The organism is Rhizobium sp. A37_96, assembly GCF_053521765.1.
In genome coordinates this window covers 41,595-67,776 of sequence record NZ_JBNWDS010000010.1, presented here as the reverse complement: position 1 = coordinate 67,776, position 26,182 = coordinate 41,595, and the positions used below count along the sequence as shown (strand labels likewise).

At 60.9% G+C, this 26,182-nt stretch carries 28 protein-coding genes; 21 read left to right on the top strand and 7 right to left on the bottom strand.

Going from position 1 to position 26,182, the window contains the following annotated elements:
• Nucleotides 1-109: 109 nt before the first annotated feature.
• Nucleotides 110-655, bottom strand: a complete 546-nt coding sequence (hemJ, locus tag ACQZ6J_RS22515) for a protoporphyrinogen oxidase HemJ (protein ID WP_204326850.1) — start codon at nt 653-655, stop codon at nt 110-112.
• Nucleotides 655-1,689: a uroporphyrinogen decarboxylase gene (gene hemE / locus ACQZ6J_RS22510; protein WP_449085683.1), complete on the bottom strand. Its 1,035-nt coding sequence runs from the start codon at nt 1,687-1,689 to the stop codon at nt 655-657. Before hemE ends, hemJ begins: the two co-directional genes overlap by 1 nt.
• Nucleotides 1,690-2,089: 400 nt before the next feature.
• Here hemE and ACQZ6J_RS22505 point away from each other — a divergent pair, with 400 nt between their 5' ends.
• From ACQZ6J_RS22505 to dnaQ, 5 genes are read left to right on the top strand one after another with little or no spacing between them, the layout of a single operon-like run.
• Nucleotides 2,090-2,911, top strand: coding sequence for a pyruvate, water dikinase regulatory protein (locus ACQZ6J_RS22505; protein ID WP_449085682.1), 822 nt, complete (start codon nt 2,090-2,092; stop codon nt 2,909-2,911).
• A 33-nt stretch (nt 2,912-2,944) separates the two neighbouring features.
• Nucleotides 2,945-3,544 (top strand): Maf-like protein, encoded by a 600-nt coding sequence (locus ACQZ6J_RS22500; RefSeq protein ID WP_449085681.1) that lies wholly within the window; start codon nt 2,945-2,947, stop codon nt 3,542-3,544.
• Nucleotides 3,537-4,394: a shikimate dehydrogenase gene (locus tag ACQZ6J_RS22495; RefSeq protein WP_449085680.1), complete on the top strand. Its 858-nt coding sequence runs from the start codon at nt 3,537-3,539 to the stop codon at nt 4,392-4,394. The genes ACQZ6J_RS22500 and ACQZ6J_RS22495 overlap by 8 nt, the downstream gene beginning before the upstream one ends.
• The gene (gene coaE, locus ACQZ6J_RS22490) at nt 4,394-4,993 is read left to right on the top strand and encodes a dephospho-CoA kinase (protein WP_449085679.1); all 600 of its coding nucleotides are present in this window, start codon (nt 4,394-4,396) and stop codon (nt 4,991-4,993) included. Before ACQZ6J_RS22495 ends, coaE begins: the two co-directional genes overlap by 1 nt.
• 17 nt (nt 4,994-5,010) lie before the next feature.
• Nucleotides 5,011-5,727: a DNA polymerase III subunit epsilon gene (dnaQ, locus tag ACQZ6J_RS22485; RefSeq protein ID WP_163993312.1), complete on the top strand. Its 717-nt coding sequence runs from the start codon at nt 5,011-5,013 to the stop codon at nt 5,725-5,727.
• Nucleotides 5,728-5,806: 79 nt separating this feature from the next.
• Here the strand turns inward: dnaQ and secB are convergent, their stop codons facing one another.
• Both secB and ACQZ6J_RS22475 read right to left on the bottom strand, forming a co-directional pair.
• Nucleotides 5,807-6,289 (bottom strand): protein-export chaperone SecB, encoded by a 483-nt coding sequence (gene secB, locus ACQZ6J_RS22480; protein WP_163993310.1) that lies wholly within the window; start codon nt 6,287-6,289, stop codon nt 5,807-5,809.
• Between the two features lie 92 nt (nt 6,290-6,381).
• Entirely contained in the window at nt 6,382-6,900 is a 519-nt protein-coding gene (locus ACQZ6J_RS22475; protein WP_449085678.1) for an FxsA family protein, read from the bottom strand.
• Nucleotides 6,901-7,046: 146 nt separating this feature from the next.
• Here ACQZ6J_RS22475 and ACQZ6J_RS22470 point away from each other — a divergent pair, with 146 nt between their 5' ends.
• The 5 genes from ACQZ6J_RS22470 to gyrB all read left to right on the top strand — a co-directional run bounded on the left by ACQZ6J_RS22470 (nt 7,047) and on the right by gyrB (nt 12,393).
• Entirely contained in the window at nt 7,047-7,748 is a 702-nt protein-coding gene (locus ACQZ6J_RS22470; protein ID WP_163993306.1) for a Tim44/TimA family putative adaptor protein, read from the top strand.
• On the top strand, nt 7,745-8,863 hold the full coding sequence (mltA, locus tag ACQZ6J_RS22465) for a murein transglycosylase A (protein WP_449085677.1): 1,119 nt from the start codon (nt 7,745-7,747) through the stop codon (nt 8,861-8,863). The genes ACQZ6J_RS22470 and mltA overlap by 4 nt, the downstream gene beginning before the upstream one ends.
• Nucleotides 8,863-9,447, top strand: a complete 585-nt coding sequence (locus ACQZ6J_RS22460) for a Smr/MutS family protein (RefSeq protein WP_449085676.1) — start codon at nt 8,863-8,865, stop codon at nt 9,445-9,447. Before mltA ends, ACQZ6J_RS22460 begins: the two co-directional genes overlap by 1 nt.
• The gene (locus ACQZ6J_RS22455; protein WP_163993301.1) at nt 9,444-9,809 is read left to right on the top strand and encodes a helix-turn-helix domain-containing protein; all 366 of its coding nucleotides are present in this window, start codon (nt 9,444-9,446) and stop codon (nt 9,807-9,809) included. The genes ACQZ6J_RS22460 and ACQZ6J_RS22455 overlap by 4 nt, the downstream gene beginning before the upstream one ends.
• Nucleotides 9,810-9,957: 148 nt before the next feature.
• A complete protein-coding gene (gene gyrB, locus ACQZ6J_RS22450; RefSeq protein ID WP_449085675.1) occupies nt 9,958-12,393 on the top strand; it encodes a DNA topoisomerase (ATP-hydrolyzing) subunit B in 2,436 nt (811 codons plus the stop codon).
• Nucleotides 12,394-12,499: 106 nt separating this feature from the next.
• Here gyrB and ACQZ6J_RS22445 read toward each other — a convergent pair whose 3' ends face one another.
• Nucleotides 12,500-13,099 (bottom strand): nitroreductase family protein, encoded by a 600-nt coding sequence (locus ACQZ6J_RS22445; RefSeq protein WP_449085674.1) that lies wholly within the window; start codon nt 13,097-13,099, stop codon nt 12,500-12,502.
• A gap of 81 nt (nt 13,100-13,180) precedes the next feature.
• Complete coding sequence (locus ACQZ6J_RS22440; RefSeq protein ID WP_163993294.1) at nt 13,181-13,480, bottom strand: DUF2218 domain-containing protein; 300 nt, start codon at nt 13,478-13,480, stop codon at nt 13,181-13,183.
• 161 nt (nt 13,481-13,641) lie between these two features.
• On the opposite strand from ACQZ6J_RS22440, the gene ACQZ6J_RS22435 reads away from it, so the two are divergent.
• From ACQZ6J_RS22435 to ACQZ6J_RS22385, 11 genes are all read left to right on the top strand, one after another.
• Nucleotides 13,642-14,595 (top strand): glutathione S-transferase family protein, encoded by a 954-nt coding sequence (locus tag ACQZ6J_RS22435; protein WP_449085673.1) that lies wholly within the window; start codon nt 13,642-13,644, stop codon nt 14,593-14,595.
• A 64-nt stretch (nt 14,596-14,659) separates the two neighbouring features.
• On the top strand, nt 14,660-16,078 hold the full coding sequence (locus ACQZ6J_RS22430; RefSeq protein WP_449085672.1) for a pyridoxal phosphate-dependent decarboxylase family protein: 1,419 nt from the start codon (nt 14,660-14,662) through the stop codon (nt 16,076-16,078).
• Nucleotides 16,079-16,227: 149 nt separating this feature from the next.
• Nucleotides 16,228-17,070 carry a fumarylacetoacetate hydrolase family protein gene (locus tag ACQZ6J_RS22425; RefSeq protein WP_449085671.1) on the top strand — a complete coding sequence of 281 codons (843 nt, stop codon included), beginning with the start codon at nt 16,228-16,230 and terminating at the stop codon, nt 17,068-17,070.
• A gap of 298 nt (nt 17,071-17,368) precedes the next feature.
• Nucleotides 17,369-18,646: a polyhydroxyalkanoate depolymerase gene (locus tag ACQZ6J_RS22420; protein WP_163993286.1), complete on the top strand. Its 1,278-nt coding sequence runs from the start codon at nt 17,369-17,371 to the stop codon at nt 18,644-18,646.
• A 354-nt stretch (nt 18,647-19,000) separates the two neighbouring features.
• Nucleotides 19,001-19,441 carry a DUF2852 domain-containing protein gene (locus ACQZ6J_RS22415; RefSeq protein WP_163993284.1) on the top strand — a complete coding sequence of 147 codons (441 nt, stop codon included), beginning with the start codon at nt 19,001-19,003 and terminating at the stop codon, nt 19,439-19,441.
• 90 nt (nt 19,442-19,531) lie between these two features.
• Entirely contained in the window at nt 19,532-20,293 is a 762-nt protein-coding gene (locus ACQZ6J_RS22410) for a M48 family metallopeptidase (protein ID WP_449085670.1), read from the top strand.
• 297 nt (nt 20,294-20,590) lie between these two features.
• Nucleotides 20,591-21,265 (top strand): phosphoribosylanthranilate isomerase, encoded by a 675-nt coding sequence (locus ACQZ6J_RS22405; protein ID WP_449085769.1) that lies wholly within the window; start codon nt 20,591-20,593, stop codon nt 21,263-21,265.
• Nucleotides 21,262-22,476 carry a tryptophan synthase subunit beta gene (gene trpB / locus ACQZ6J_RS22400; RefSeq protein WP_163993279.1) on the top strand — a complete coding sequence of 405 codons (1,215 nt, stop codon included), beginning with the start codon at nt 21,262-21,264 and terminating at the stop codon, nt 22,474-22,476. Before ACQZ6J_RS22405 ends, trpB begins: the two co-directional genes overlap by 4 nt.
• Nucleotides 22,477-22,486: 10 nt before the next feature.
• Complete coding sequence (gene trpA, locus ACQZ6J_RS22395) at nt 22,487-23,326, top strand: tryptophan synthase subunit alpha (RefSeq protein WP_163993277.1); 840 nt, start codon at nt 22,487-22,489, stop codon at nt 23,324-23,326.
• 108 nt (nt 23,327-23,434) lie between these two features.
• Complete coding sequence (gene accD / locus ACQZ6J_RS22390) at nt 23,435-24,346, top strand: acetyl-CoA carboxylase, carboxyltransferase subunit beta (RefSeq protein WP_449085669.1); 912 nt, start codon at nt 23,435-23,437, stop codon at nt 24,344-24,346.
• A gap of 56 nt (nt 24,347-24,402) precedes the next feature.
• Nucleotides 24,403-25,731: a bifunctional folylpolyglutamate synthase/dihydrofolate synthase gene (locus tag ACQZ6J_RS22385; protein ID WP_449085768.1), complete on the top strand. Its 1,329-nt coding sequence runs from the start codon at nt 24,403-24,405 to the stop codon at nt 25,729-25,731.
• A 112-nt stretch (nt 25,732-25,843) separates the two neighbouring features.
• Here ACQZ6J_RS22385 and trxA read toward each other — a convergent pair whose 3' ends face one another.
• The gene (gene trxA, locus ACQZ6J_RS22380) at nt 25,844-26,164 is read right to left on the bottom strand and encodes a thioredoxin (protein WP_004127513.1); all 321 of its coding nucleotides are present in this window, start codon (nt 26,162-26,164) and stop codon (nt 25,844-25,846) included.
• Nucleotides 26,165-26,182: the final 18 nt, after the last annotated feature.

The following is a 26,182-nucleotide window of genomic DNA, read 5'->3' as shown; positions in this document are numbered from 1 at the left end:
TACATGCCACGAAGAGAAGATGGCGGGAAAATAGCGACTCACTTTCTGAACCGCAAGGGGGGCACGCAAAATGAAGGAAATTTAACGTCAGGCCTAAAACAGCCCCACCTCACGCAAACGGTTTCACGACCACCAGAATGACGATCGCGATCATCAGAAGCGTCGGCGCCTCGTTCATCAGCCGCCAGTAACGCGCAGAATGCTTGTTCTCGTCGCGGGCAAAGGCGCGCGCCGCACTGCTGAAGTGGCCGTGAACGGCCGATAGCAGCACAACCAGTCCGATTTTGGCGTGCAGCCAGCCGCCCTGGAAATCATAGACGGACCAGGCGAGATAGAGCCCGAAGATCCAGGTCAGGATCATCGCCGGCGTGATGATGTAGCGCAGCAGCCGCTGTTCCATCACCTTGAACGTTTCGGATTGCTGCGAGCCCGGCTCGGCATCGGTGTGGTAGACGAACAGCCGCGGCAGATAGAACATACCGGCCATCCACGAGATGACGGCGATGATGTGAAGCGCCTTGATCCAGAGATAGAGATCCGCCGGATGCCAGGCGAAGAGGCCGATCGCCAGAGCGGCAAATATCAGGATCATGAAATAGGCGCGCCGTCCCGCACGCTGGCCTGGAGCCGAATCCGTCTGCTTTTCCATCGTCATCAGCTCCCCCATCCCCGCACGCGCTCGACGATCCTGGCAACATTGGCCGGATCCGCCTGTGGTGTGATGCCGTGCCCGAGATTGAAGATCAGCGGGCCGTTTCCGAGCCGCTGCAGGATGTCGTCAATGCCGTCTTCCAGAGCCTTGCCGCCGGCGACGACCCGCATGGGATCGAGGTTCCCCTGCACCGGGCCATCCTTCTGCAGCTCCTGAGCGAAAGCCAGGGGCACCGACCAGTCGAGACCGATGGCATCCGCGCCCGTCTTCTGGCGATAGGTCTTCAGCAAATAACCCGCACCCTTCGCAAACGCGATGATCCGCGCCTGCGGGCGGCGAGCCTTGACCGAGGCGATCATCCTGGCAACCGGCCTCACGGCAAAGGCCTCGAATTCCTTCTCGCCGAGGACGCCGGCCCAGGAATCGAAAATCTGCACGGCATCCGCGCCGGCATCGATCTGCGCCACGAGGTAATCGGCGGAAATTTCCGCAAGCAGCGTCAGCAAATGCTCGAAAGCCTTCGGGTAGCGATAGGCAAACAGCCGGGCAGGGGCCTGGTCCGGGGTGCCGTGCCCGGCGATCATGTAGGTCGCAACGGTCCAGGGCGCGCCGCAGAAACCGAGAAGCGTCGTCTCCGCCGGCAACTCCCGCCGCAGCCGCCGCACCGTTTCCATGACCGGCGCCAAATGGGCGATGATCCCCTCCGGCTTCAACGCAAGGATACCGGCCTCGTCGATCGGATCCATTTCCGGCCCATGCCCTTCGGTAAAACGAACGTTGCGTTTCAACGCATCGGGGATGACCAGGATATCGGAGAAAAGAATGGCGGCGTCGAAGCCATAGCGGCGGATCGGCTGCAGCGTCACTTCCACAGCATGGTCGGGGGTGTAACAGAGATCGAGGAAACTTCCGGCCTTGGCCCGTGTCTCGCGATATTCCGGTAGATAACGGCCTGCCTGTCTCATCAGCCAGAGAGGGGGAGGAGTGAGCGTTTTTCCGCTCAACACTCGCAGGATCTTCCGGCACTCATCGGTCACAGACGTCGTCCTATATAAAACCAAACATATATTAAAAGGTTTCTATTTCTTAGAGTCGGTGAGTAGCAAGGATTAAAGTTCATCCATTGCCTGTCCAATTTGTCGCGGCTCGCGCGTGAATTTGCAAAGATTTCGCGGCGATGAGTCGATATGTGGAAAATGGCAGCAATTTTTCAATCTTTTGAGACGTTTGCAGGGAAATCCAGCTAGTCACGCCCTGGGGATAAGTCAGGGACAGCTGTGGCGCTTCCGAACTTGTCCACATTGCCCACAGCCACCGCGACGTCGTCTCCCGAAAACTCCAAATGTGGAAAACTCGGCTGTTTTCCACTTGCCCAGGACCACCCCCTTCTCGTACCTCTCTTTTCTCCCGAGATATCAACAGGCGACGGAAAGTAGCGTGGAAAACCGGACAAGCTTCTTCCATCTGCATCTGATTTCTGACTCAACCGGAGAGACTCTCATCTCCGCCGGCCGTGCCGCTTCGGTGCAATTCCATGCCAGCCAGCCCATCGAGCATGTCTATCCGCTGATCAGAAACCGCAAGCAGCTTCTGCCGGTTCTCGAAGCGATCGATCATAGTCCGGGCATCGTGCTCTACACGATCGTCGATCGTGAGCTTGCCGATTTCATTGCCGAGCGTTGCCGGGAGATGGGCGTTCCCTCGGTCAATGTCCTCGAACCGGTCATGAACGTCTTTCAGACCTATCTCGGCGCAACGTCGCGTCGTCGTGTCGGCGCGCAGCATGTGATGAACGCGGATTATTTCGCCCGCATCGAAGCGCTGAACTTCACCATGGATCATGACGACGGCCAGATGCCCGATGACTATGACGATGCCGATGTCGTCATCATCGGCATCAGCCGCACCTCGAAAACGCCGACGAGCATCTATCTGGCAAACCGCGGCATCAAGACGGCAAACATACCGATCGTGCATGGCGTGCCGCTGCCGGAAAGCCTCATAAAGGCGACGAAGCCTCTGATCGTCGGCTTGGTAGCGACGACGGACCGGATCTCGCAAGTCCGGGAAAATCGCATCCTCGGCACGACAACCGGTTTCGATCGCGGCGACTATACGGATCGAGCATCCATCTCCGAGGAGCTGAAATATGCCCGGTCGCTCTGCGCACGGCAGAACTGGCCGATCATCGACGTCACGCGCCGGTCGATCGAGGAGACCGCCGCCGCTATTGTTGCCCTGCGTCCCAAGCTGCGCTAAGCGCTGCACATCATTATCTCGGAGGCAGCCGTCATGACCGTGCCCCTTATCCTCGCATCATCCAGCCCGTTCCGGCGCATGCTGATGGAAAATGCGGGATTGCATTTTCAGGCCGTTGCGGCCGATATCGACGAGCGCGCGATCGAGACTCCGCTGGAACGCGAGGGCGCGGGGCCGGATGCGGTCGCGCTCGTTCTGGCAAAGGCCAAGGCAAAGGAAGTCAGCGATCGCTTTCCAGGCTCGCTCGTCATCGGTTCGGATCAGACCATGTCGCTCGGCACCCGGGTCTTTCACAAGCCGAAAACGATGGCCGATGCAGAGAATCATCTGCGGACGCTCTCGAATGAGACCCATCGCCTGAACAGCGCCATCGCCCTGGCGCGCAATGGCGACATCATCTGGGAGCATGTGTCGCACGCCAATCTGACCATGCGGGCGCTTTCGGACGATTTCATCCACCGGCATCTCGGCCGGGTGGGTCAGAAGGCATTATCGAGCGTCGGCGCCTACCAGCTCGAGGGGGAGGGCATTCAGCTGTTCTCCGAAATCGACGGCGACTATTTCACGATCGTCGGATTGCCGATGCTGCCGCTTCTCGAAAAACTGCGTGAACTGGGGACGATCGATGGATGATTCACGTGAAACACAAAGCGTAAACGCTTTCGTAACGGGTTATCCGGTCAGGCATTCGCGCTCGCCGCTGATCCATGGTTACTGGCTGAAGCAGCTCGATCTAGCCGGAAGTTATCGCGCGTATGAAGTGGCGGCCGAGGATTTCGCTGCCTTCATCGCATCCCTGAAAGACGGCACCAGCGGTTTCGTCGGCGGCAATGTCACAATCCCGCACAAGGAAGCAGCCTTCAAACTTGCCGATCGACCGGACGAGCTTTCGGAAGAACTTGGCGCTTCCAATACCCTTTGGCTTGAGGGCGGGCTGCTGCACGCGACGAATACCGACGGCCGCGGTTTCACGGCGAACCTCGATGAGCGCCATCCCGGTTGGGACCGCAGTGATCGCGCCGTCATCCTCGGAGCAGGGGGCGCCAGCCGCGCCGTGATCCAGGCCGTGCGCGATCGCGGCTTCAAGGAAATTCACGTCGTCAACCGCACCGTCGAGCGGGCACAGGAACTGGCGGATCGCTTCGGCGAACGGGTTCATGCCCATCCGATGGCCGCTCTCGGCGAAACCATGCGGGGTGCCGGCCTCTTCATCAATACGACGTCGCTCGGCATGGATGGCGAAGGGGCTCCCAGGATCGACTTCTCGCCTCTTGCACAGCAGGCGGTCGTTACCGACATTGTCTATGTGCCGCTGAAGACGCCGCTTCTGGCCCAGGCGGAGGAACAGGGCTTTGCCACCGTCGATGGTCTGGGCATGCTCCTGCATCAGGCCGTGCCCGGTTTCGAAAAATGGTTCGGAAAACGTCCGGCGGTCGATGAAACCCTGAGGGCTTTGATTATCGCCGACATGGATAAGCACTGATGATCAGGATCGGGCTCACCGGATCGATCGGCATGGGAAAGTCGACCTCGGCGAAACTCTTTGCCGATGCCGGAATTCCGGTGAACGATTCCGATGCGGTCGTGCATGATCTCTACGGCGGCGAAGCGGTCCTCCTGGTCGAGGCCGCTTTCCCCGGCACGACCAGCGGCGGCAAGGTCGACCGGCAGGAACTTAGCCGAAAACTTGCCGGCGATCCCTCCGGTTTCAAGCGTCTCGAAGCCATCGTCCATCCGCTGGTTCGGGAGCGCGAGCTCCGGTTTCTCGAGCGTCACCGGCAGGCCGGCGTCGATATGGTGGTGCTGGATATCCCGCTGCTGTTTGAGACCGGCGCCGACAAGAGACTGGACAAGATCGTCGTCGTCAGCTGCGATCCACAGATTCAGAGAGAAAGAGTGCTTGCCCGGCCGGGCATGACGGAGGAAAAATTCAACATGATTCTCTCCCGGCAGACGCCGGATGCGGAAAAGCGGGCGCGCGCCGACTATATTATCGATACCGGCGGAAGCATCGATGCGGCTCGCGAACAGGTGAGAGAGATCATTGCGGATCTGCGGCGCAAGCCGCCGATCGAGGAATAGGAAAGCGGAACCCCGACATGCGCGAAATCATTTTCGATACGGAAACCACCGGCCTCGACAACAGGGCGGACCGCATCATCGAAATCGGCGGCATAGAGCTGATAAACCATTTCCCGACCGGCAATACGCTGCATCTCTTCATCAATCCCGGCGACCGCAAGGTTCATCCGGATGCGCTTGCCGTGCACGGCATTACCGATGAATCGCTGAAGGACAAGCCGCCCTTCGAGGAGGTCGCAGACCAAATCCTCGACTTTTTCGGCGACGCCAAATGGATCGCGCACAACGCCACCTTCGATATGGGCTTCGTCAATGCGGAATTTGCACGGCTCGGCCGCCCGCCGATTCTGCCGGACATGGTGATCGATACGCTCGCCATGGCCCGCCGCAAGCATCCGATGGGCCCGAATTCGCTGGATGCGCTCTGCCGTCGCTACGGCATCGACAACTCGCACCGCACGAAGCACGGCGCGCTGCTCGACTCGGAATTGCTGGCCGAGGTCTATATCGAGATGATCGGCGGCCGGCAGACGGCACTCGGCCTCGGCAGCAGCAACGGCTCATCGGCGCGTTCCCGTCAGAATGATGATGCGGAGGATATCGTTGCCGATATTTTTGCGCGGCCCAATCCGCTGCCGAGCCGGTTGAGCGGGGAAGAGCTGGAGGCTCACGCCGCACTGGTCGCCAAGCTCGGCGCGAAGGGAATCTGGTCCAAATATCGCGCTTCCGAATAGAGCGCTTTCCCAAGCATACAAAAGAAAATGCCCGGACGATGATCCGGGCATTTCTGTTTCCAGCTGGAAAGGGTCAGGCTTAGTTCGGAACGGCCGAAACCTGGGCGCGGGCCTGTTCTTCGGCCATGCGCTGCGTGAACATCTGCGCGAAATCGATCGGGTCGATCATCAGCGGCGGGAAGCCGCCATTGCGGGTGATGTCGGCAATGATCTGACGCGCGAAGGGGAACAGCAGGCGCGGGCACTCGATGAAGAGCAGCGGCAGCATGTGTTCCTGAGGGAAGCCGGTAACGCGGAAAACGCCGCCATAAACCAGTTCGGTATGGAAGAGAACGCGCTCGCCGTCCTTGGCTTCGGCATTCAGCGTCAGCACGACGTCGAAATCCGAATCCGAGAGCGGATTGGCATTGACGTTGACGTTGATATTGATGTCGGGAGCATTTTCCCGGGCCTGAAGCGAGCGCGGGGCACCCGGATTTTCAAAGGAAAGATCCTTGGTGTACTGAGCAAGGATGCTGAGGCTCGGGCTGGCTGCACCGTTGCCGTTGGTCTCGTTGGCCATGGGGGTGTCCTCTCACGTCGATGGGTGTCGCCATCTAGCATTTCGAATAGGGGCTTACAACCCTTATGGCCCGGCGCTTGGTTGCCGCTATCCTAGTCTCCGAGCCGCTTCTGATCGGACCAGGGCGAGTTCCGGTTCGGCTCGCGATGGAAATCGTTTTCGTCCAGATCGACCACCGTTCCAGGGCTCTGCGGTCTGGCCTGGGGGCCGGCACCCGGTCCCTGTCCGCGCCGGAAGGGGCGCGAATTGCCGACGACGACGATACGTTTGCGCAGCATTTTCCAGGCGAGATCGCGCACGGCCGGAATGAACAGCAGCAGGCCGATGATATCGGATATGAAGCCGGGCAGCATTAGGAAGAAGGCGGCGACGACGATCATGGCGCCATGCACCATCTCGCGTCCGGGATCGCCGCCATTGCGGCTTTCGGCCGAGATGCGCTGGAGAATGCCGATCCCCTGTATTCTCAGAAGGGCGGCACCGAGAACCACGCTGAGGATGACGAGTCCCAGCGTCGCCCAGACGCCGATCATCTTTCCGACGACGATGAACCCGGCGATTTCGGCCAAGGGCATCAGGAAAACGAAGATAGGAAGAAATGATAGGCGCATGTTACGGTGGTCCTGAAAGCGGGTTTCTTCGCGTAAGCGTTGGTTTCTCGCATATAATAAAGAAACCGGTCCGCTATTTGAATGATAGATCGATGCGGACTATATGGGGACTGATCTTTTAATTTTAACGGTGGTTCCGATACGAGATGGGTGCAAACGACTTTGTGACGATCTTTTTCCTGGTGGCGGCGGTGCTGATCTTCTTTCAGCTGCGCAGCGTCCTTGGCCGCCGCACAGGGAATGAGAAGCCGCCGCGCGATCTCTATGGTTCTGCAGATCCGGCAAATGGCCAGACGCCGCCGGACGCCGGCAAGGTGGTGACCCTGCCGAGGCGCGACGCGACCGAAGAGGAAGACCGTTTTGCCGCCGTCGATGCCTTCACCCCGGCCGGTACGCCGCTGAATGATTCGCTGCGCGAACTGAACAAGGCCGACCCTGCCTTCAATCCGAAGGAATTCGTCAACGGCGCCCGCATGGCCTACGAGATGATCGTCATGGCCTTCGCCGAAGGCGACCGCAAGTCTCTGAAGGGTCTGCTGTCCCGTGAAGTCTACGAAGGGTTCGATGCCGCCATCGCCGATCGCGAGGCCAAGGGCGAGAAGATCAAGTCCACCTTCGTCGGCATCGACAAGGCCGATATCCTCAGCGCCGAGATGAAGGGAACGGAATCCCTCATCACCATGCGCATCGTCAGCCAGATGATTTCGGCCACCTATGACAAGGCCGGCGCGCTGATCGATGGCGATGCCGAGGCGGTGGCCGAGATCAGCGATCTCTGGACCTTCGCCCGCGACACGCGTTCGCGCGATCCGAACTGGAAACTTGTGGCGACCGAATCGGAACAATGACGAGCCCATTGCAGGAATTCAGGCTGGAGCCGGCAACCTTCGCCGATCTGAAGGGCTGGGAGGACGATGATCCTTCCAGCCTTTTTCGCGCGATGAAGGACTGCCGGGACCATATCCGCACCGTGAAGCCCTATCGCACGGGCGCTGCCGGGCTGACCTCAGCCGATCTCCTGACGCTGCTCGACATCGCCGAAGGGGTGGAATCGCGGAATGCGTCGGAAGCCCGGGCTTTCTTCGAGGAGCACTGTCAGCCCTTTTTCATTCGCCGCGACGGCGGCGCAAATGGTTTCGTCACCGCCTTCTATGAGCCGGAAATCGAAGTTTCGGCCGTGCCGGACGAAACCTTTTGCCATCCTTTCTATCGCCGGCCGGCCGATCTGATCGATCTGGACGACACCAACCGGCCCGCCGAACTCGACCCGTCCTACATGTTCGGCAGGCTTCAGGGCGACGCCATCTCCGCCTATCCCGACCGCGGCGAGATCGATCGGGGCTATCTCGGCGGCAAGGGTCTGGAAATCGCCTGGGCGAAATCCAAGGTCGATGTCTTCTTCGTGCATGTGCAGGGTGCGGCACGTCTGCGCTATCCGGATGGACGGCTTGGCCGCATCACCTATGCCGCCAAGGCCGGTCATCCTTTCTCGGCCGTCGGGCGCTTGCTGATCGAACGCGGCTTGCTGGATCGCGCGACGATTTCCATGCAGACGATCCGCGACTGGCTCTATGGGCACCCGGAGCAGGTCGACGAAGTCCTTTGGCACAATCGGTCCTATATTTTCTTCCGCGAGGCCGATGTCAGCGATCCGGCCTTGGGGCCGATCGCGGCCGCCAAGGTGCCGCTCGTGGCCGGCCGGTCCCTTGCGGTCGATCGGCAGATCCATACCTTCGGTTTTCCCTTCTTCATCCGGTCGGAAAGCCTCACCCATCTCGATGCCGGCAAGCCTTTCGCGCGGCTGATGCTGGCGCTCGATACGGGCTCGGCGATCGTCGGGCCGGCGCGCGGGGATATCTTTACCGGTTCGGGCTATAATGCGGGCGAGCTCGCCGGCACCGTGCGCAACGACGCCGATTTTTATGTATTCATTCCGAAGGCGGCGGCGCAGAGGTTCGGCTGATGGCCCCGGAACGGCAGAACAAGGAACGAAAGCTCAGTACGGAGGACCGTATCCTTTGGGGTAAGGTCGCCAAGAGCACGCGCCCCATGCCCGGCCGAATGACCGATATCGAGGCTTTCGAAGCCGTGCTGCAGGCGGAAGCCGAAAGCGAGGAAAGCAGCCGCGCGGCAAAGGCAAAGGCAGTGCCGGTGTCTTCAGAAACGCCGGAAGTCGCAGCGCCGGCAAAGCAGCCCGCCGGCCGTCACCATCCGCTGGAGCGTCCCGTCAAGCGCAAGATCGCCAAGGGCCACCTGGCGCTCGAAGCCCGGATCGACCTTCATGGCCTCATCCAGAGCGAGGCGCATTCCATGCTGTTGGACTTCCTGCTGCGGGCCCACGGTCGCGGTCTTCGCCATGTGCTCGTCATAACGGGCAAGGGCAGCTCCATGGGTAGCGAGGGAGCGCTGAAGCGCGCCGTGCCGCTCTGGTTTTCCAAGCCGGAATTCCGCTTTCTGATCTCCTCCTATGAAACGGCCGCCCAGCATCATGGCGGCGAGGGCGCGCTCTATATCCGCCTATCACGCTTGAAGGGGGAAAAGCCTTGACCCCGTTCGGCGAAGCGGTGCGAAAATTGAGACTGCGCAAGGGTGTCTCGCAAAAGCAGATGGCCGAGGCGCTCAATGTGACTCCGGCTTACTTATCCGCCTTAGAACACGGAAAGCGCGGCCTACCGACCTTCGATCTGCTGCAGCGCATCGCCGGCTATTTCAATATCATCTGGGACGAGGCCGAGGAATTGTTCCTCCTGGCGCGATTTTCCGACCCGCGCGTCGTCGTCGATACCTCCGGGCTTGCGCCCGAGTACACGGCTTTCGTCAACCATTTGGCCGGCAAGATTCGCAGTCTTGACGCCGCAACGATCCGCGAGCTATCCCGAGTTCTGGAAAATGCCGGGAAAACAGGCTGAAAAGCGCCTTAATCCCCTGTTTTATACCTGATTTCGGGGCCTTCCGTTTGGAACTTCAGGACGAAACACCCTATATTCAGGGCAGGAAAAACCGCTGATTCGCCAGGGATCGGCCGGGTTCTCTAAAACACTGGAAAGACTTCAATATATGACCGACACATCCGTAACCGACAACGGCGGCAGCGCCGAATATGGCGCAGATTCCATCAAGGTTCTGAAGGGCCTTGATGCCGTGCGCAAGCGCCCCGGCATGTATATCGGTGACACGGATGACGGCTCGGGCCTGCATCACATGGTCTATGAAGTCGTCGACAACGCCATTGACGAAGCCTTGGCCGGCCATGCCGACATCGTGACGGTGACGCTCAATCCCGACGGTTCGGTCACGGTCACGGACAATGGTCGCGGCATTCCGACGGACATTCACAGCGGCGAGGGCATTTCGGCGGCCGAGGTTATCATGACCCAGCTGCATGCCGGCGGCAAGTTCGACCAGAATTCCTACAAGGTTTCGGGCGGATTGCACGGCGTCGGCGTCTCGGTGGTCAATGCGCTCTCCGTTTGGCTGCGCCTGAAGATCCGCCGCCAGGGCAAGATCCATGAGATGAGCTTCACCCATGGCGTGGCCGATGCGCCGTTGAAGCAAACGGGCGACGCGGGCGATGCGACCGGCACCGAGGTCAGCTTCATGCCGAGCTCCGATACCTTCACCATGATTGAGTTCGATTACGGCACGCTGGAACATCGCCTGCGCGAACTCGCTTTCCTGAATTCCGGCGTTCGCATCCTCTTGACCGACAAGCGCCATTCCGACGTCAGGCAGGAAGAGCTGCTGTACGACGGCGGCTTGGAGGCCTTCGTTTCCTATCTCGATCGCGCCAAGAAGCCACTCGTGCAGAAGCCGGTGTCGATTCGCAGCGAGAAGGATGGAATTACGGTCGAAGTGGCGATGTGGTGGAACGACAGCTACCACGAAAACGTGCTCTGCTTCACCAACAACATCCCGCAGCGCGACGGCGGCACGCATATGGCCGGCTTCCGTGCGGCTCTGACGCGCCAGATCACCTCCTATGCCGATACCTCCGGGATCACCAAGAGGGAAAAGGTGACGCTGACCGGCGACGACTGCCGCGAAGGCCTGACGGCCGTGCTGTCGGTCAAGGTGCCCGATCCGAAATTCTCGTCGCAGACCAAGGACAAGCTGGTTTCCTCCGAAGTTCGCCCGGTCGTTGAAAGCCTTGTCAACGAGGCGCTCGGTACATGGCTCGAAGAGCATCCGTCCGATGCCAAGGTGCTGGTCGGCAAGGTGGTCGAGGCCGCCGCTGCCCGCGAGGCTGCCCGCAAGGCGCGCGAACTGACCCGCCGCAAGGGCGCGCTCGACATCGCATCGCTACCCGGCAAGCTCGCCGATTGCTCCGAACGCGATCCCGCCAAGTCGGAAGTCTTCCTCGTCGAGGGTGACTCGGCAGGCGGTTCGGCCAAGCAGGGGCGTTCGCGCGAAAACCAGGCCATCCTGCCGCTGCGCGGCAAGATCCTGAACGTCGAGCGTGCGCGCTTCGACAAGATGCTGTCGAGCCAGGAAATCGGCACGCTGATCACCGCGCTCGGCACGGGTATCGGCAAGGACGAGTTCAACGCCGAAAAGCTGCGGTATCACAAGATCATCATCATGACGGACGCAGACGTCGACGGCGCGCATATTCGTACGCTGCTTCTGACCTTCTTCTTCCGGCAGATGCCTGATCTCATCGAGCGCGGTCATCTCTATATCGCCCAGCCGCCGCTCTATAAGGTGACGCGCGGCAAGTCGGTGCAATACGTCAAGGACGAGAAGGCACTGGAAGAATATCTGATCGGCCAGGGCACCGACGATGCAAGCCTGCGTCTCGGCAACGGCGAAGTGCGCGTCGGCCAGGATCTGCGCGAGGCGATCTACGACGCGCTCCGCCTGCGCACGCTGATCGACAATCTGCATTCCCGCTACAATCGCTCCGTCGTCGAGCAGGCGGCCATCGCCGGTGCGCTCAACGCCGAAATGGTCAGCGATCCCGCACGCGCGGAAACGCTGGTGAACGATGTCGCCAAGCGGCTCGATGTCATCGCCGAGGAAACCGAACGCGGTTGGACCGGTGCCGTAACGGGCGAGGGCGGCCTGCGCTTCGAGCGCACGGTGCGCGGCGTCAAGGAAGTCGTCTTCCTCGACATGGCGCTCATCGGCTCGCAGGATGCCCGCCTCATCGACCAGCTTGGCGCACGGCTGAAAGAAGTTTACGTCACGCCGCCGAAGCTTACTCGCCGCGATGGCGAGACGGAAATTTCCGGTCCTCGCCAGCTGCTGGACACGATCTTTGCCGGCGGCCGCAAGGGCCTGACGCTGCAGCGCTATAAAGGTCTTGGCGAGATGAATGCCGAGCAGCTCTGGGAAACGACGCTCGATCCGAACGTCCGCACCCTGCTGCAGGTGAGGGTGACGGACGCGACCGATGCCGACGGCCTGTTTGCCCGGCTCATGGGCGACGAAGTCGAGCCGCGGCGCGAATTCATTCAGGACAACGCATTGAACGTCGCCAATCTCGATATCTGAGGCTGGTTCGACAAGCAAAAAGGCCCGCGGAGAATATCCGGCGGGCCTTATACATCAAGAGGCCGGAGCATTTGTTATGATGCTCCGGCCTTTTCTTATTTGTTGATTACTTGGCGATGAAGGTGCCGTTGAAGGCGAGTTCCGAAAGCGCCACACGCTGGCTCGGGACTTCACGCTCGCGCAGCTTTTCCGGAAGCTGGTTCTTGTCGCCGACTTTGCCGATCGCGACGGCGGCCTCAACGCGGAAGCCGTCGGGAATGCCGAGAACTTCATAGGATTTTTCGACATGGAACCCGGTCATGCCGTGCGCTTCATAGCCGGCTAGATGTGCCTGGACCGCCAGGAAGCCCCAGGCTGCGCCCGCGTCGAAGGAGTGGCTGTAGCTGGGCTTCTGTTCGGCCGAGCCAAGCTCGCCATTATGGGTGCGCGAGATGACGAAGAGCAGCGCGGAGGCGGACTTCACCCAGCCCTGGTTGAATTCCACCAGAACGCTCAGGAACTTTTCCCAGTGTTCCGAGCCGCGCAGGGCATAGAGGAACCGCCACGGCTGCAGGTTGGAGGCCGAGGGTGCCCAGTGCGCTGCTTCCAGAATGGTCAGCAGGTCCGCTTCCGGAATGCTCTCGTTGGAATAGGCGCGCGGCGACCAGCGGTCGAGAAAGAGCTTGTCGATCGGATATTGGGATTCGCGGCTGTTGCTTGATGTCATTGCGGCTTCTTTCGTTGGAGGGACCAGCCGTGGATCGCAGGAAAATAGACCGTTGGCTGGCTATGAACACAGGATGGGAGCTTACGCTTTGCTTGCGTGGGCGCTCCAGGATACGTCGAGTTCTTCGCGGAAAGCGAAGCGCTTGAGGTGATCGGCGACCACATTCTGCATGCGCTCGAGATCTTCGGGATTTCCGACAGTCAGGGTCATGACCAGGCCGCCGGGCTCGGCTGCGAGATCGAGAGAGTTTTCCGGGCTGAAGGGCACCTTGCCGGCGGCCGGGTCGAACTCCACGCTGAATCGATGGCTCCAGTGCTTGCAGAGCTGCTGGAGATAGCGGCTGGCGTGGTCGGTTTTAACGGTGGAAACGGATGTCGCCATGAGATGCTCCAATAAACCTGAGCGCAAAACGCATTTTTCCATACATAGAAGTATCCGCATTCGCGAGGTAGACAGTCTGTTTCAAGTTTACGTTATTCCCGTGAAATTCTGTTCCGCTATGCTGGACTCTCGGAAAAACGCGCGCGAGTGGAGACATAGCCTTGCTGGTAGACGGGAAATGGACTGAAGATTGGCAGCCGGTCCAGGCCAAGGATGAAAAAGGCGGCTTCGTTCGCCAGACGTCGAGCTTCCGTAACTGGGTAACGCCGGATGGCCGCGCAGGACCGACAGGGAATGCCGGCTTCAAGGCGGATGCCGGCCGCTACCATCTTTACGTCGCACTGATCTGCCCCTGGGCATCGCGCACCCTGATCGGTCGCAAGCTGAAGGGCCTGGAAGACGTCATATCCGTTTCTGTCGTCGAACCGGTGCTGTCCAGGCAGGGCTGGCGGTTTGGTGACTATCCGGGCGCCACGAACGACCCGGTCAACGGCGCAACCTACATGCATGAGATCTATACGAAGGCCGATCCTCATATCACCGGCCGCGCCACCGTTCCGGTTCTATGGGATAAGCAGACCGGCACGATCGTCAACAACGAGTCGGCCGATATCCTGCGCATGCTGAATGATGGTTTCGGCGACGTCGCCCGCAACGATATCGACCTTTACCCTGCCGGCAAGCGGGAAGAGATCGACAGTTTCAATGCCCGGATCTATCCCGCTCTCAACAACGGCGTCTATCGCGCCGGCTTTGCCACGACGCAGATCGCCTATGAAGAAGCTTTCAACGATGTGTTCGATTGCCTCGATCGGGTCGAGACGGAGCTGGAGGGCAGGAACTTTCTCTTCGCCGATCATCCGACCGAAAGCGATATCAGGCTGTTCGTTACCCTCGTCCGCTTTGACGTCGCCTACCACGGCTTGTTCAAGTGCAATCTCCGCCGGCTGTCCGACTATGCCAATCTCCAGTCCTTCTGCCGTCGCATGCTCGATTGGCCAGGGATTGCGGGGACGGTCAACTTCGATCATATCAAGCGCGGCTACTACTCGATAGCGACGCTTAATCCGAACGGCATCGTGCCGCTTGGGCCGGCGCTGGACGAGCTGTTCTGATACTCGACCACATACCAAAACCGGTCTAAGGTCCGCCTCGTTCGATAGAGCAGGGAGGATCGTCATGAATTGGGAAGAGTTCCGGCAGTGGTCGGAGAAAGCGGCAAATTGGGGCGCGGACTATCGCGCGTCGCTTCGCGACAGGCCGGTACGGGCGAAGATGGCGCCGGGCGAGATATCGGCGCATATCGCTGATTCCCCGCCGGTAACAGGCGAAGCGATGGAGGATATCTTCAAGGATTTTGAGGATATCCTCGTGCCCGGCATGACGCATTGGCAACATCCACGCTTCTTCGCCTATTTTCCCGCCAATGCCGCTCCCGTCTCGGTGATTGCCGAATATCTGGTCAGCGCCATCGCCGCCCAATGCATGCTCTGGCAGACATCGCCGTCCGCGACCGAGCTTGAAACGAAGGTGGTCGATTGGCTGCGTCAGGCTCTCGGCTTGCCCGAAACCTTCACCGGCGTCATCCAGGATTCAGCCTCGACCGCAACTCTTGCAGCCGTCCTGGTGATGCGCGAGAGAGCGCTGGAGTGGCAGGGCAACAGCCGAGGGCTGGCAGCCAACAAGGCGGTGCGCATCTATTCCACCGACCAGGTCCACACCTCCATCGACCGCGCCATCTGGATTGCCGGTGTCGGCGATGAAAATCTGGTGCGCATTCCCTCGGGCGGTCCCAGCAAGGCCATGGATCCGAAGGCGCTCGCCGCGGCCATCGAGCGTGACCGGGCGGCCGGATTGCTGCCGGCCGGCGTCATCGCTTGCGTTGGCGGCACCAGCGTCGGCGCCTGCGACGATATTGCCGCCGTTGTGGAGGTTGCCCACGCACACGGCCTCTATGTGCATGTCGATGCCGCCTGGGCGGGTTCGGCGATGATCTGCCCGGAATTCCGCTCGCTTTGGCAAGGCGTCGAGCAGGCCGATTCCATCGTCTTCAACCCGCATAAATGGCTTGGCGCGCAGTTCGATTGCTCCGTCCAGTTCGTTCGCGAGCCGGAGACGCTGGTGCGCACGCTGGCGATCCAGCCTGAATATCTGCGCACCCACGGCCATGACGGCATCATCAACTATTCGGAATGGTCCGTGCCGCTCGGCCGCCGCTTCCGTGCGCTGAAGCTCTGGTTCCTGTTGCGTTATCACGGCTTGGAAGGGTTGCGGACGATGATCCGCAACCATGTGTCCTGGTCGCAGAATCTGGCTAAGCGTCTTGCCGCCGAGCCTGATTTCGATATCGTCACCGAGCCGTTCCTGTCGCTGTTCTCCTTCGATCACAAGGCGCCCGCCGGCATTGACCAGGAAGGCCATACCCAGCGCCTGCTGACCGCCATCAACAATGACGGCCGCATCTACCTGACGCAGACCCGCGTCGGCGGGCGGCTGGTCATTCGCTTCCAGGCCGGCCAGTTCGAGTCGACCGCGGAGGATATCGATACGGCTTTCGACGTCATTGTCGAAATCGCCAGATCGTTGCCCGCGAGCTGAACGGGCTGTTTTTTCGGCGTGCGCAGCCAAGCCATGCTAGGCTCTGCGAAATCGATTGATGACACTGGTGAATAATTCGTTCATATATGGTGTCATCAATCTTGTCGTATAGGCAATCTCGTCTTTGAAAATGCAGGGAAGGAAAATCCATGAAACTGTTGCGCGTTGGCGAAGTCGGCAAGGAAAAGCCGGCACTTCTGGATAGCGACGGCAAGATCCGCGATCTCTCCGCTCACGTCGCCGACATCGGCGGCGAGGCCATCTCGCCGGCAGGTCTTGCAAAGATCGCCGCCCTCGATCCCAAGAGCCTGCCCGAACTGGCGGAAGGCCGTCTCGGCGCCTGCGTTGCCGGTACGGGCAAGTTCATCTGCATCGGTCTCAACTTCTCCGACCACGCCGCCGAAACCGGCGCCACCGTGCCGCCCGAGCCGATCATCTTCATGAAGGCCAGCTCCGCGATCGTCGGCCCGAACGACAACGTGCTGATCCCGCGCGGCTCTGAAAAGACCGATTGGGAAGTCGAGCTCGGCGTCGTCATCGGCAAAACGGCAAAATATGTCAGCGAAGCCGATGCGCTGGATTACGTTGCCGGTTACTGCGTCTCGCACGATGTCTCCGAACGCGCCTTCCAGACGGAGCGCTCGGGACAGTGGACCAAGGGCAAGTCCTGCGACACCTTCGGCCCGATCGGCCCCTGGCTTGTTACCAAGGATGAAGTCGCCGATCCGCAGAATCTCGGCATGTGGCTCAAGGTCAACGGTAAGATGATGCAGAATGGCTCGACCAAGACCATGGTCTATGGCGTTGCCTTCCTCGTCTCCTATCTCAGCCAGTTCATGTCGCTGCACCCGGGCGACGTCATCTCCACCGGCACGCCTCCCGGCGTCGGCATGGGCATGAAGCCGCCGCAGTATCTGAAGCCGGGCGATGTCGTCGAGCTTGGCATGGAAGGCCTCGGCACGCAGCGCCAGACCTTCCTGGCCGACGCGTGAGGCGCTTCAGCTCAGGAACTTTAACTTTTTGAGATCATTGTTGATGCCGGAGAAGCGATTCTCCGGCGTTTTTTATAGAAAGAGCCGTTGTACTTATGTTGCTCTGCAGCAAAAGCTGCTAGCTTCGATAGTAAGAGCTTAAAGGATGAGGATCGCGCCCGCGGAGCCGTGATCATCCTGCTGCACAGCGCGACCGGAGGAGCGCCGCAGTGAAAGCAGCGACACGCAAGGCGCGTGCGTTTCCATGATCCAGGTGATGTGCGGGTTTGCAACCCGCGTCACGAAAGGCAAAGCCCCCATGTTTTATCAGTTTTACGAACTCAACCACGCCGCTCTCGCTCCCTTCCGCGCGGCGGCCGACATGATGCGCCTGGCCTATGCCAACCCGCTCAATCCGCTGTCCCATACGGTGTTCGGCCGCACGTTGACGGCCAGCCTCGAGGTCTTCGAGCGCACGACCCGGCGCTACGGCAAGCCGGAATTCGGGTTGCACGAGACGCAGATCGAAGGCAAGCCGGTCTCTGTTCATGAAAAGATCGTCTGGAAGAAGCCCTTCTGCAATCTTATCCATTTCGAGCGTAGCCTGCCCGCAGGCCATGGCACCGATCCGCGCATCCTCATCGTCGCGCCGATGTCGGGCCACTATGCGACGCTGTTGCGTGGCACCGTCGAAGCCCTGCTGCCGGGCGCCGACGTCTATATCACCGACTGGATCGATGCCCGCATGGTGCCGATGACCGAAGGCACATTCGATCTGGAGGACTATATCGATTACGTCATCGAGATGCTGCATCACCTCGGGCCCGACACCCATGTCGTCGCCGTCTGTCAGCCGTCGGTGCCGGTTCTCGCCGCCGCCGCGGTGATGGAAGCGGCCGGCGATCGCCTGGCGCCCTCGTCGATGACGCTGATGGGCGGCCCGATCGACACCCGCATCAATCCGACGGCCGTCAACCAGCTCGCCAAGGAAAAGCCGCTGGAATGGTTTGCCGACAACGTCGTCATGAACGTGCCCTGGCCGCAGCCGGGCTTCATGCGGCCTGTCTATCCCGGTTTCCTGCAGCTTTCCGGCTTCATGTCGATGAACCTCGACCGCCATATGATCGCCCACAAGGATTTCTTCGTCCATCTCGTCAAGAACGACGGCGAGCCTGCCGAAAAGCACCGTGATTTCTATGACGAATATCTGGCCGTCATGGATCTGACGGCGGAGTTCTACCTGCAGACCGTCGATCAGGTGTTCATCAAGCATGCGCTTCCCAAGGGCGAGCTCATGCATCGCGGCCAGCGCGTCGATCCCTCGGCCATCCGCAACGTCGCGCTGCTGACCGTCGAAGGCGAGAACGACGATATTTCCGGCGTCGGCCAGACGCATGCGGCGCAGACCATCTGCACCAGCATTCCCGAGCACATGCGGATGCACTATCTGCAGCCGGATGTCGGCCACTACGGCGTCTTCAACGGCTCGCGCTTCCGCCGCGAGATTGCACCGCGCATTCTGGCCTTCACGCGCCAGCACGCGCGCGCCGGCCGATCGGTCGTCAAGCGGGTCATCAAGGGCGGCAAATCCGCCTGAGCGCGTGTTTGCACCCAGAATCACCGCCCCTTTTGGGGATCCTGCAAAATAAAACGGCGAGGCGCGCGGATGTTCGAAGAATATCGTCGCGCTCCGCCGGTGCAAAATATTAGCTTTTGTTGAATTGTAGGCGCGAATTCAAGCACTTGTCCGATTCCGTCCGGCGATACTATTGAAGGCTCACGAAGAGGTTACCATCTCGATTCCAGCGGTACCGCAGATGATCGGGCCGTTTGCCGCGCCGCGCGTCCTTGGAACGCGCTGAGATGCAGTAGAGCTTTAAAAACCGCGCAGAAGCCTTACCATTGATCAATATCGGTCGAGGGGCGATGCGCCGTGCGAGGATACCTCACGATGAACCAATCTGCATTGCTTCGCCCGGATTGGACTCCGGCTACTATTGCCCTGATGGTACTTGGCTTCGTGGTCTTTTGGCCGCTGGGCTTTGCCATGCTCGCCTATATTCTCTTCGGGGAACGTTTGCGGGATTTCAAACGGGATGTGAATGAAAGGGCCGATGGCGTGTTTGCCGGCTGTGGCCGTCATCGCGGCCGTCACCGTCACTCCTTCTCCACCGGCAACGTCGCTTTCGACGACTGGCGCAAGGCTGAACTCGAGCGTCTCGAGCAGGAGCGCCGCAAGCTGGACGAGATGCGTGCCGAATTCGACAGCTACGTCCGCGAGCTGCGTCGCGCCAAGGACCAGGACGAGTTCGACCGCTTCATGCGCGAGCGCAACAACGTCAAGCGCAGCGACAACAATGGCGGCCCGGTGACGGAGTTCCAGACGCCGTGATCGCGGTCACGCCGCACAATCGAGACCGGCATCCAATGATGCCGGTTTTTCTTTGCCAGATATCAGCCCGAATCGTATAAAACTGCCTCTATGTTTCCGCTTCTGTCCAGATCCCGAAGATCTCCCGCCAAGCCGCCTGCGCCGGAAACGCGCACCCTCGATGTCGCCGGCCGGCTGATGCCGCTGACGATCCGCCAGCACGAGCGGGCGACCCGCATCACGCTCCGGATCGAGCCCGGCGGGCGGGCGCTGAAGATGACCATACCGCGCGGCCTGGCCGCGCGCGAGGTCAATGCCTTTCTCGACCGGCATCAGGGCTGGCTGCTGACGAAGCTCGCGAAATTCTCCGTCGACACCAGCCTGCGCAGCGGCAGCGAAATCCTCCTGCGCGGTGTGCGTCATCGGATCGAGCACACCGGCAGCCTGCGCGGCCTCACCGAGGCCATTACCGTGGACGGCCTGCCGGTGCTGCGCGTCAGCGGCCTGCCGGAACATGCCGGCCGCCGCATCGCCACCTTCCTGAAGAAGGAAGCCCGCGCCGATCTGGAAAGGCTTGTCGCAGTGCACGCGGGCGCCATCCGCGCCACGGTCACCTCCATCACCATGAAGGATACCCGTAGCCGCTGGGGCTCCTGCTCCTCGCAGGGGAACCTCAGCTTCTCCTGGCGCATCGTCATGGCGCCACCGCTGGTCATCGATTACCTCGCCGCCCACGAGGTCGCGCATCTGAAGGAAATGAACCACGGCCCGCGCTTCTGGGCGCTCTGCCGCAAGCTTTGCCCCGACATGGACGAGGCCAAAGCCTGGCTGAAGCGCCACGGCAGCCAGCTGCACGCGATCGATTTTGATTGATCGCATATGCCGATGGAGGAAGTGGAAAGATGTGTTCGGGGCAATTGCATATGGATAGGCGAGCCCCTCATCCGTCCTCTCACAGTTTCGCTTCGCTCAACTGTTCGCGTCCACCTTCTCCCCGCACGCGGGGCGAAGGAGTTTGGCGCTGTCGCTCCCTCTCCCCGTGAAAACGGGGAGAGGGCTGGGGTGAGGGGCACTTTTATTTCATGCGCGGTGGTCCTGGAACCACGCAAAAATCCCGCCAACGTCGCCTTTAGGCTCGACTCTTTTGAAATTTCGTGTCACTCCGCTGCCATGAGCCCCGATATCAAAATTTGTGGTCTGAAGACGCCGGAAGCGGTGGATCGTGCGCTTGAGCGCGGCGCTACCCACATCGGTTTCATCTTCTTTGAAAAGAGCCCGCGCTATATCGAGCCGGATCTCGCCGGCCAGCTGGCGGAGCGCGCGCGCGGCAAGGCGAAGATCGTTGCTGTCACGGTCAATCCCAGCAATGACGATCTCGATGAGATCATGGCGTTGGTGAAGCCGGATATGCTGCAGCTCCACGGCAATGAAAGCCCGGAGCGCGTGCTGACCATCAAAGCCGTCCATAATGTGCCCGTCATGAAGGCCATGTCGGTGCGCGAGGCCGACGATCTGAAGCGGGTGGAATCCTATATCGGCATCGCCGACCGCTTCCTGTTCGATGCCAAGCCGCCTGTCGGCTCGGAGCTGCCGGGCGGAAACGGCGTATCCTTCGATTGGAGCCTGATGAGCTGGGTCGACGATCGCGTGGACTACATGCTGTCGGGCGGCGTCAACAAGGACAATGTCGCCGAGGCGCTGGCTTCCACCAAGGCCAGCGGCATCGATCTTTCCTCGGCGCTGGAAAGTGCGCCGGGCGTGAAGGATCTAGGCAAGATCGACCAGTTTTTCGACGCTTTTGCAGAAGCATGTCTGCCGGAACCGGCAGCAGGGAGTAGAGAGTGAACCAGACGCCCAAACCCAATTCCTTCCGCGCCGGTCCTGATGAGGACGGTCGTTTCGGCATTTACGGCGGTCGTTTCGTAGCCGAAACACTGATGCCGCTGATCCTGGATCTGCAGGAGGAATGGAACAAGGCGAAGGACGATCCGGCCTTCCAGGCGGAACTGAAGTCTCTCGGCACGCACTATATCGGCCGCCCGAGCCCGCTTTATTTCGCCGAGCGCCTGACGGCCGAGCTTGGCGGCGCGAAGATCTATTTCAAGCGCGAGGAGCTGAACCACACCGGCTCGCACAAGATCAACAATTGCATCGGCCAGATCCTGCTCGCCAAGCGCATGGGCAAGACCCGCATCATCGCCGAAACCGGCGCCGGCCAGCATGGCGTGGCATCGGCGACGGTTGCCGCCCGCTTCGGCCTGCCCTGCGTCGTCTACATGGGCGCGACCGATGTCGAGCGCCAGGCGCCGAACGTCTTCCGCATGAAGCTGCTGGGCGCCGAGGTCATTCCGGTGACGGCCGGCAGCGGCACGCTGAAGGATGCGATGAACGAGGCCCTTCGCGACTGGGTCACCAATGTCGACGATACCTATTATCTGATCGGCACGGCAGCCGGCCCGCATCCCTATCCGGAAATGGTTCGCGATTTCCAGGCCGTGATCGGCACCGAAGCCCGCGCGCAGATCCTGGAGGCCGAAGGCCGCCTGCCGGATCTCGTCATCGCCGCCGTTGGCGGCGGTTCGAACGCCATCGGCATCTTCCATCCCTTCCTCGATGACGAAGGCGTCAAGATCGTCGGCGTCGAAGCCGGCGGCAAGGGGCTGCAGGGCGACGAGCATTGTGCCTCGATCACAGCCGGTTCGCCCGGCGTGCTGCATGGCAACCGCACCTACCTGCTGCAGGACGGTGACGGCCAGATCAAGGAAGGCCATTCGATCTCGGCCGGCCTCGATTATCCCGGCATCGGTCCGGAACATTCCTGGCTGAACGATATGGGCCGCGCCGAATACGTGCCGATCATGGATCATGAGGCGCTGGAAGCCTTCCAGACGCTGACGCGCCTTGAAGGCATCATTCCGGCACTGGAGCCGAGCCATGCGCTGGCCGAGGTCATCAAGCGCGCCCCGAAGATGGGCAAGGACGAGATCATCCTGATGAACCTCTCCGGCCGCGGCGACAAGGACATCTTCACCGTCGGCAAGATTCTGGGAATGTGAGTTAGACGCCATGACCGCACGTATGGACAAACGCTTCGCCGCTCTGAAGGCTGAAGGCCGCCCGGCACTCGTCACCTATTTCATGGGCGGCGATCCCGATTACGAGACCTCGCTCGGCATCATGAAGGCGCTGCCGGAAGCCGGCGCCGACGTCATCGAACTCGGCATGCCCTTTTCCGATCCCATGGCCGATGGCCCGGCGATCCAGCTTGCCGGCCAGCGCGCCTTGAAGGCCGGCCAGACGCTGAAGAAGACGCTGCAGCTCGCAGCCGATTTCCGTAAAGTCGATGCCGACACGCCGATCGTGATGATGGGCTACTACAATCCGATCTATATCTACGGCGTCGAAAAGTTCCTCGATGACGCGCTTGCCGCCGGCATCGACGGCCTGATCGTCGTCGACCTGCCGCCGGAAATGGATGACGAGCTTTGCATTCCCGCCATCCGCAAGGGCATCAACTTCATCCGCCTGGCAACGCCGACCACCGATGACAAGCGCTTGCCGACGGTTCTGCAAAACACGTCGGGCTTCGTCTATTACGTCTCGATGAACGGCATCACCGGTTCGGCGCTGCCCGATCCGTCGCTGGTCTCGGGCGCCGTCAAGCGCATCAAGCAGCATACGGAACTGCCGGTTTGCGTCGGCTTCGGCGTCAAGACGGCCGAGCACGCCAAGCTGATCGGCGCGTCTGCCGATGGCGTCGTCGTCGGCACGGCGATCGTCAACCAGATCGCCACCAGCCTCACCAAGGATGGCAAGGCGACGGCCGACACCATCCAGGCGGTGGCGACCCTGGTGCGCGGCCTTTCGACAGGCACCCGTTCCGCCCGCCTTGTTGCCGCCGAATAGTTTCCCCATATAGGCTTCTCAGCAATCCCCTGCGGATTGAGGAAAAGGCCTATGGGCATTTGGTGACGACAGGGATATCGATTAATTCGGTCGATTAGGAGTTTCGAATTGAACTGGATCACGAACTACGTCCGCCCGCGGATCAATTCCATGCTGGGCCGTCGCGAGGTTCCGGAGAATCTCTGGATCAAGTGCCCGGAAACGGGCGAAATGGTCTTTCACAAGGATCTGGAAGAGAACAAGTGGGTCATCCCCGCTTCCGGTTTCCACATGAAGATGCCGGCAAAGGCCCGCCTTGCCGATCTCTTCGACAACGGCGAATACGAAGCCCTGCCGCAGCCCAAGGTCGCGCAGGACCCGTTGAAGTTCCGCGACTCGAAGAAATATACCGATCGCCTGAAGGACAGCCGCATCAAGACCGAGCAGGAAGATACGATCCTCGCCGGCGTCGGCAGGGTCCGTGGCCTGAAGCTGGTGGCCGTCGTGCATGAATTCAACTTCATCGGCGGTTCGCTCGGCATGGCTGCCGGCGAAGCCATCGTGAAGGCTTTCGAGCGCGCCATTGCCGAAAAATGCCCGCTGGTCATGTTCCCGGCTTCGGGCGGCGCACGCATGCAGGAAGGTATCCTGTCGCTGATGCAGCTGCCGCGCACGACCGTTGCCGTCGACATGCTGAAGGAAGCGGGCCAGCCCTACGTCGTGGTTCTGACCAACCCGACGACCGGCGGCGTTACGGCTTCCTACGCCATGCTGGGCGATATCCATCTTGCCGAACCCGGCGCCGAAATCGGCTTTGCCGGCAAGCGTGTGATCGAGCAGACGCTGCGCGAAAAGCTTCCCGAGGGCTTCCAGACGTCGGAATACCTGCTGGAGCATGGCATGGTGGACATGGTCGTCAAGCGTCACGACATTCCGGACACCCTGGCGACTCTCCTGAAGATCCTGACCAAGGCGCCCGCAAACGACGTGTCGGCCAAGAGCAAGAACGGCGCTGCTCTGCCGGTAGCAGCGAGCGCCTGACATCATCGATTGCCGACAGGCGGAGGTGCGGGATGACGGCGATGGATCAATCCGCAATGAGCGAGGCAGCACGGGAGATCGAGAATCTCATGGGGTTGCACCCCAAGGGCTTCGATCTTTCTCTTGAGAGAATAACCCGGCTGCTCGACGCCCTCGGCAACCCCCACAGGAAATTGCCGCCGGTGATCCATGTCGCCGGCACCAACGGCAAGGGATCGGTGACGGCGTTCTGCCGCGCCCTGCTTGAAGCCGGCGGCTACAGCGTTCACGTCCATACCTCGCCGCATCTCGTCAACTGGCACGAGCGCTATCGCATCGGCGTCAAGGGAGATCACGGCAAGCTCGTCGACGATGCCGTGTTCGCCGATGCGCTGCGCCGCATCGCCAAGGCCAATGACGGACAGAAGATCACCGTCTTCGAAATTCTGACGGCCACGACGTTCCTCCTTTTCGCGGAGCATCCGGCCGATGTTGCGGTCATCGAGGTCGGCCTTGGCGGCCGCTTCGATGCCACCAATGTCATTTCCGATCCGGCCGTTTCCGTCATCATGCCGATTTCGCTCGATCATCAGCCCTATCTCGGCGATCAGGTCGAGCTGATTGCGGCCGAGAAGGCCGGTATCATGAAATCGGGCCATCCGGTCGTCATCGGCCATCAGGAATACGATGCCGCGCTCGACGTGCTGATATCGACGGCCGAGCGGCTGCGTTGCCCGACCGCTGTTTTCGGCCAGGATTTTTCCGCCCACGAGGAATACGGCAAGCTGGTTTATCAGGACGAGTTCGGCCTGGCCGACCTGCCTCTGCCCCGCCTGCCGGGCCGCCACCAATATGGCAATGCCGCCGCCGCCATACGCGCCGTCAAGGCCGCCGGCTTCGCCGTCACGGAGGCGATGATGGAAAAGGCGATGACGTCGGTCGAATGGCCGGGCCGCCTGCAGCGGCTGACGGAAGGCCATCTGATGCCGCATGCGCCGGCACATGCTGAGATCTGGGTCGACGGCGGCCACAATCCCGGCGCCGGCGAAGTCATCGCCGAGGCCATGGCGAATTTCGAGGAACGCCGGCCGCGACCGTTGTTCCTGATCATCGGTATGATCAACACCAAGGATCCGGTCGGCTATTTCAAGGCCTTTGCCGGTCTGGCCGAGAAGGTCTACTGCGTGCCGATCCGCGGCAGCGACGCGATGATCGACCCGGTCATCCTGGCGAACGCCGCCTATGATGCCGGGCTCATCGCCGAGCCCATGTCGAGCGTCATCGAGGCGTTGGATGCGATCACGGCCGTCGAAGCGACGGATTTGGCCGCCCCGCGCATTCTGATCGGCGGCTCGCTCTATCTGGTCGGCGATGTCCTTGCCGAAAACGGCACCCTGCCGCGGTAAATCCGGCCGGAGTTGCTATTCACCACCCACCCTCGTGGTTCGAGACGGCCGCTCTCCGACCAACAAAAAACCCCGCCGAAGCGGGGCTTTTGTTTCATGCGACCGATACCGATCAGGATGCGCTGGAGATCCAGTTCTGCAGGGCCGTCTTGGGAGCGGCGCCGACCTTGATGTCGGCGACTTCGCCGGCCTTGAACATGGCAAGCGTCGGGATCGAGCGAACGCCGAACTGGGCGGCCAGTTCCGGGTTTTCGTCGATGTTGAGCTTGGCAACCTTGACCTTGCCTTCGAACTGTACGGCGAGCTCTTCGAGAGCCGGAGCGATCATCTTGCACGGACCGCACCATTCGGCCCAGAAATCAACGACGACAGGCTCTGCGGACTGCAGCACTTCGGTGGCGAAGTTGGAGGTATCGACTTTAACGGTAGCCATAGGCTGCTCCTTACCAGG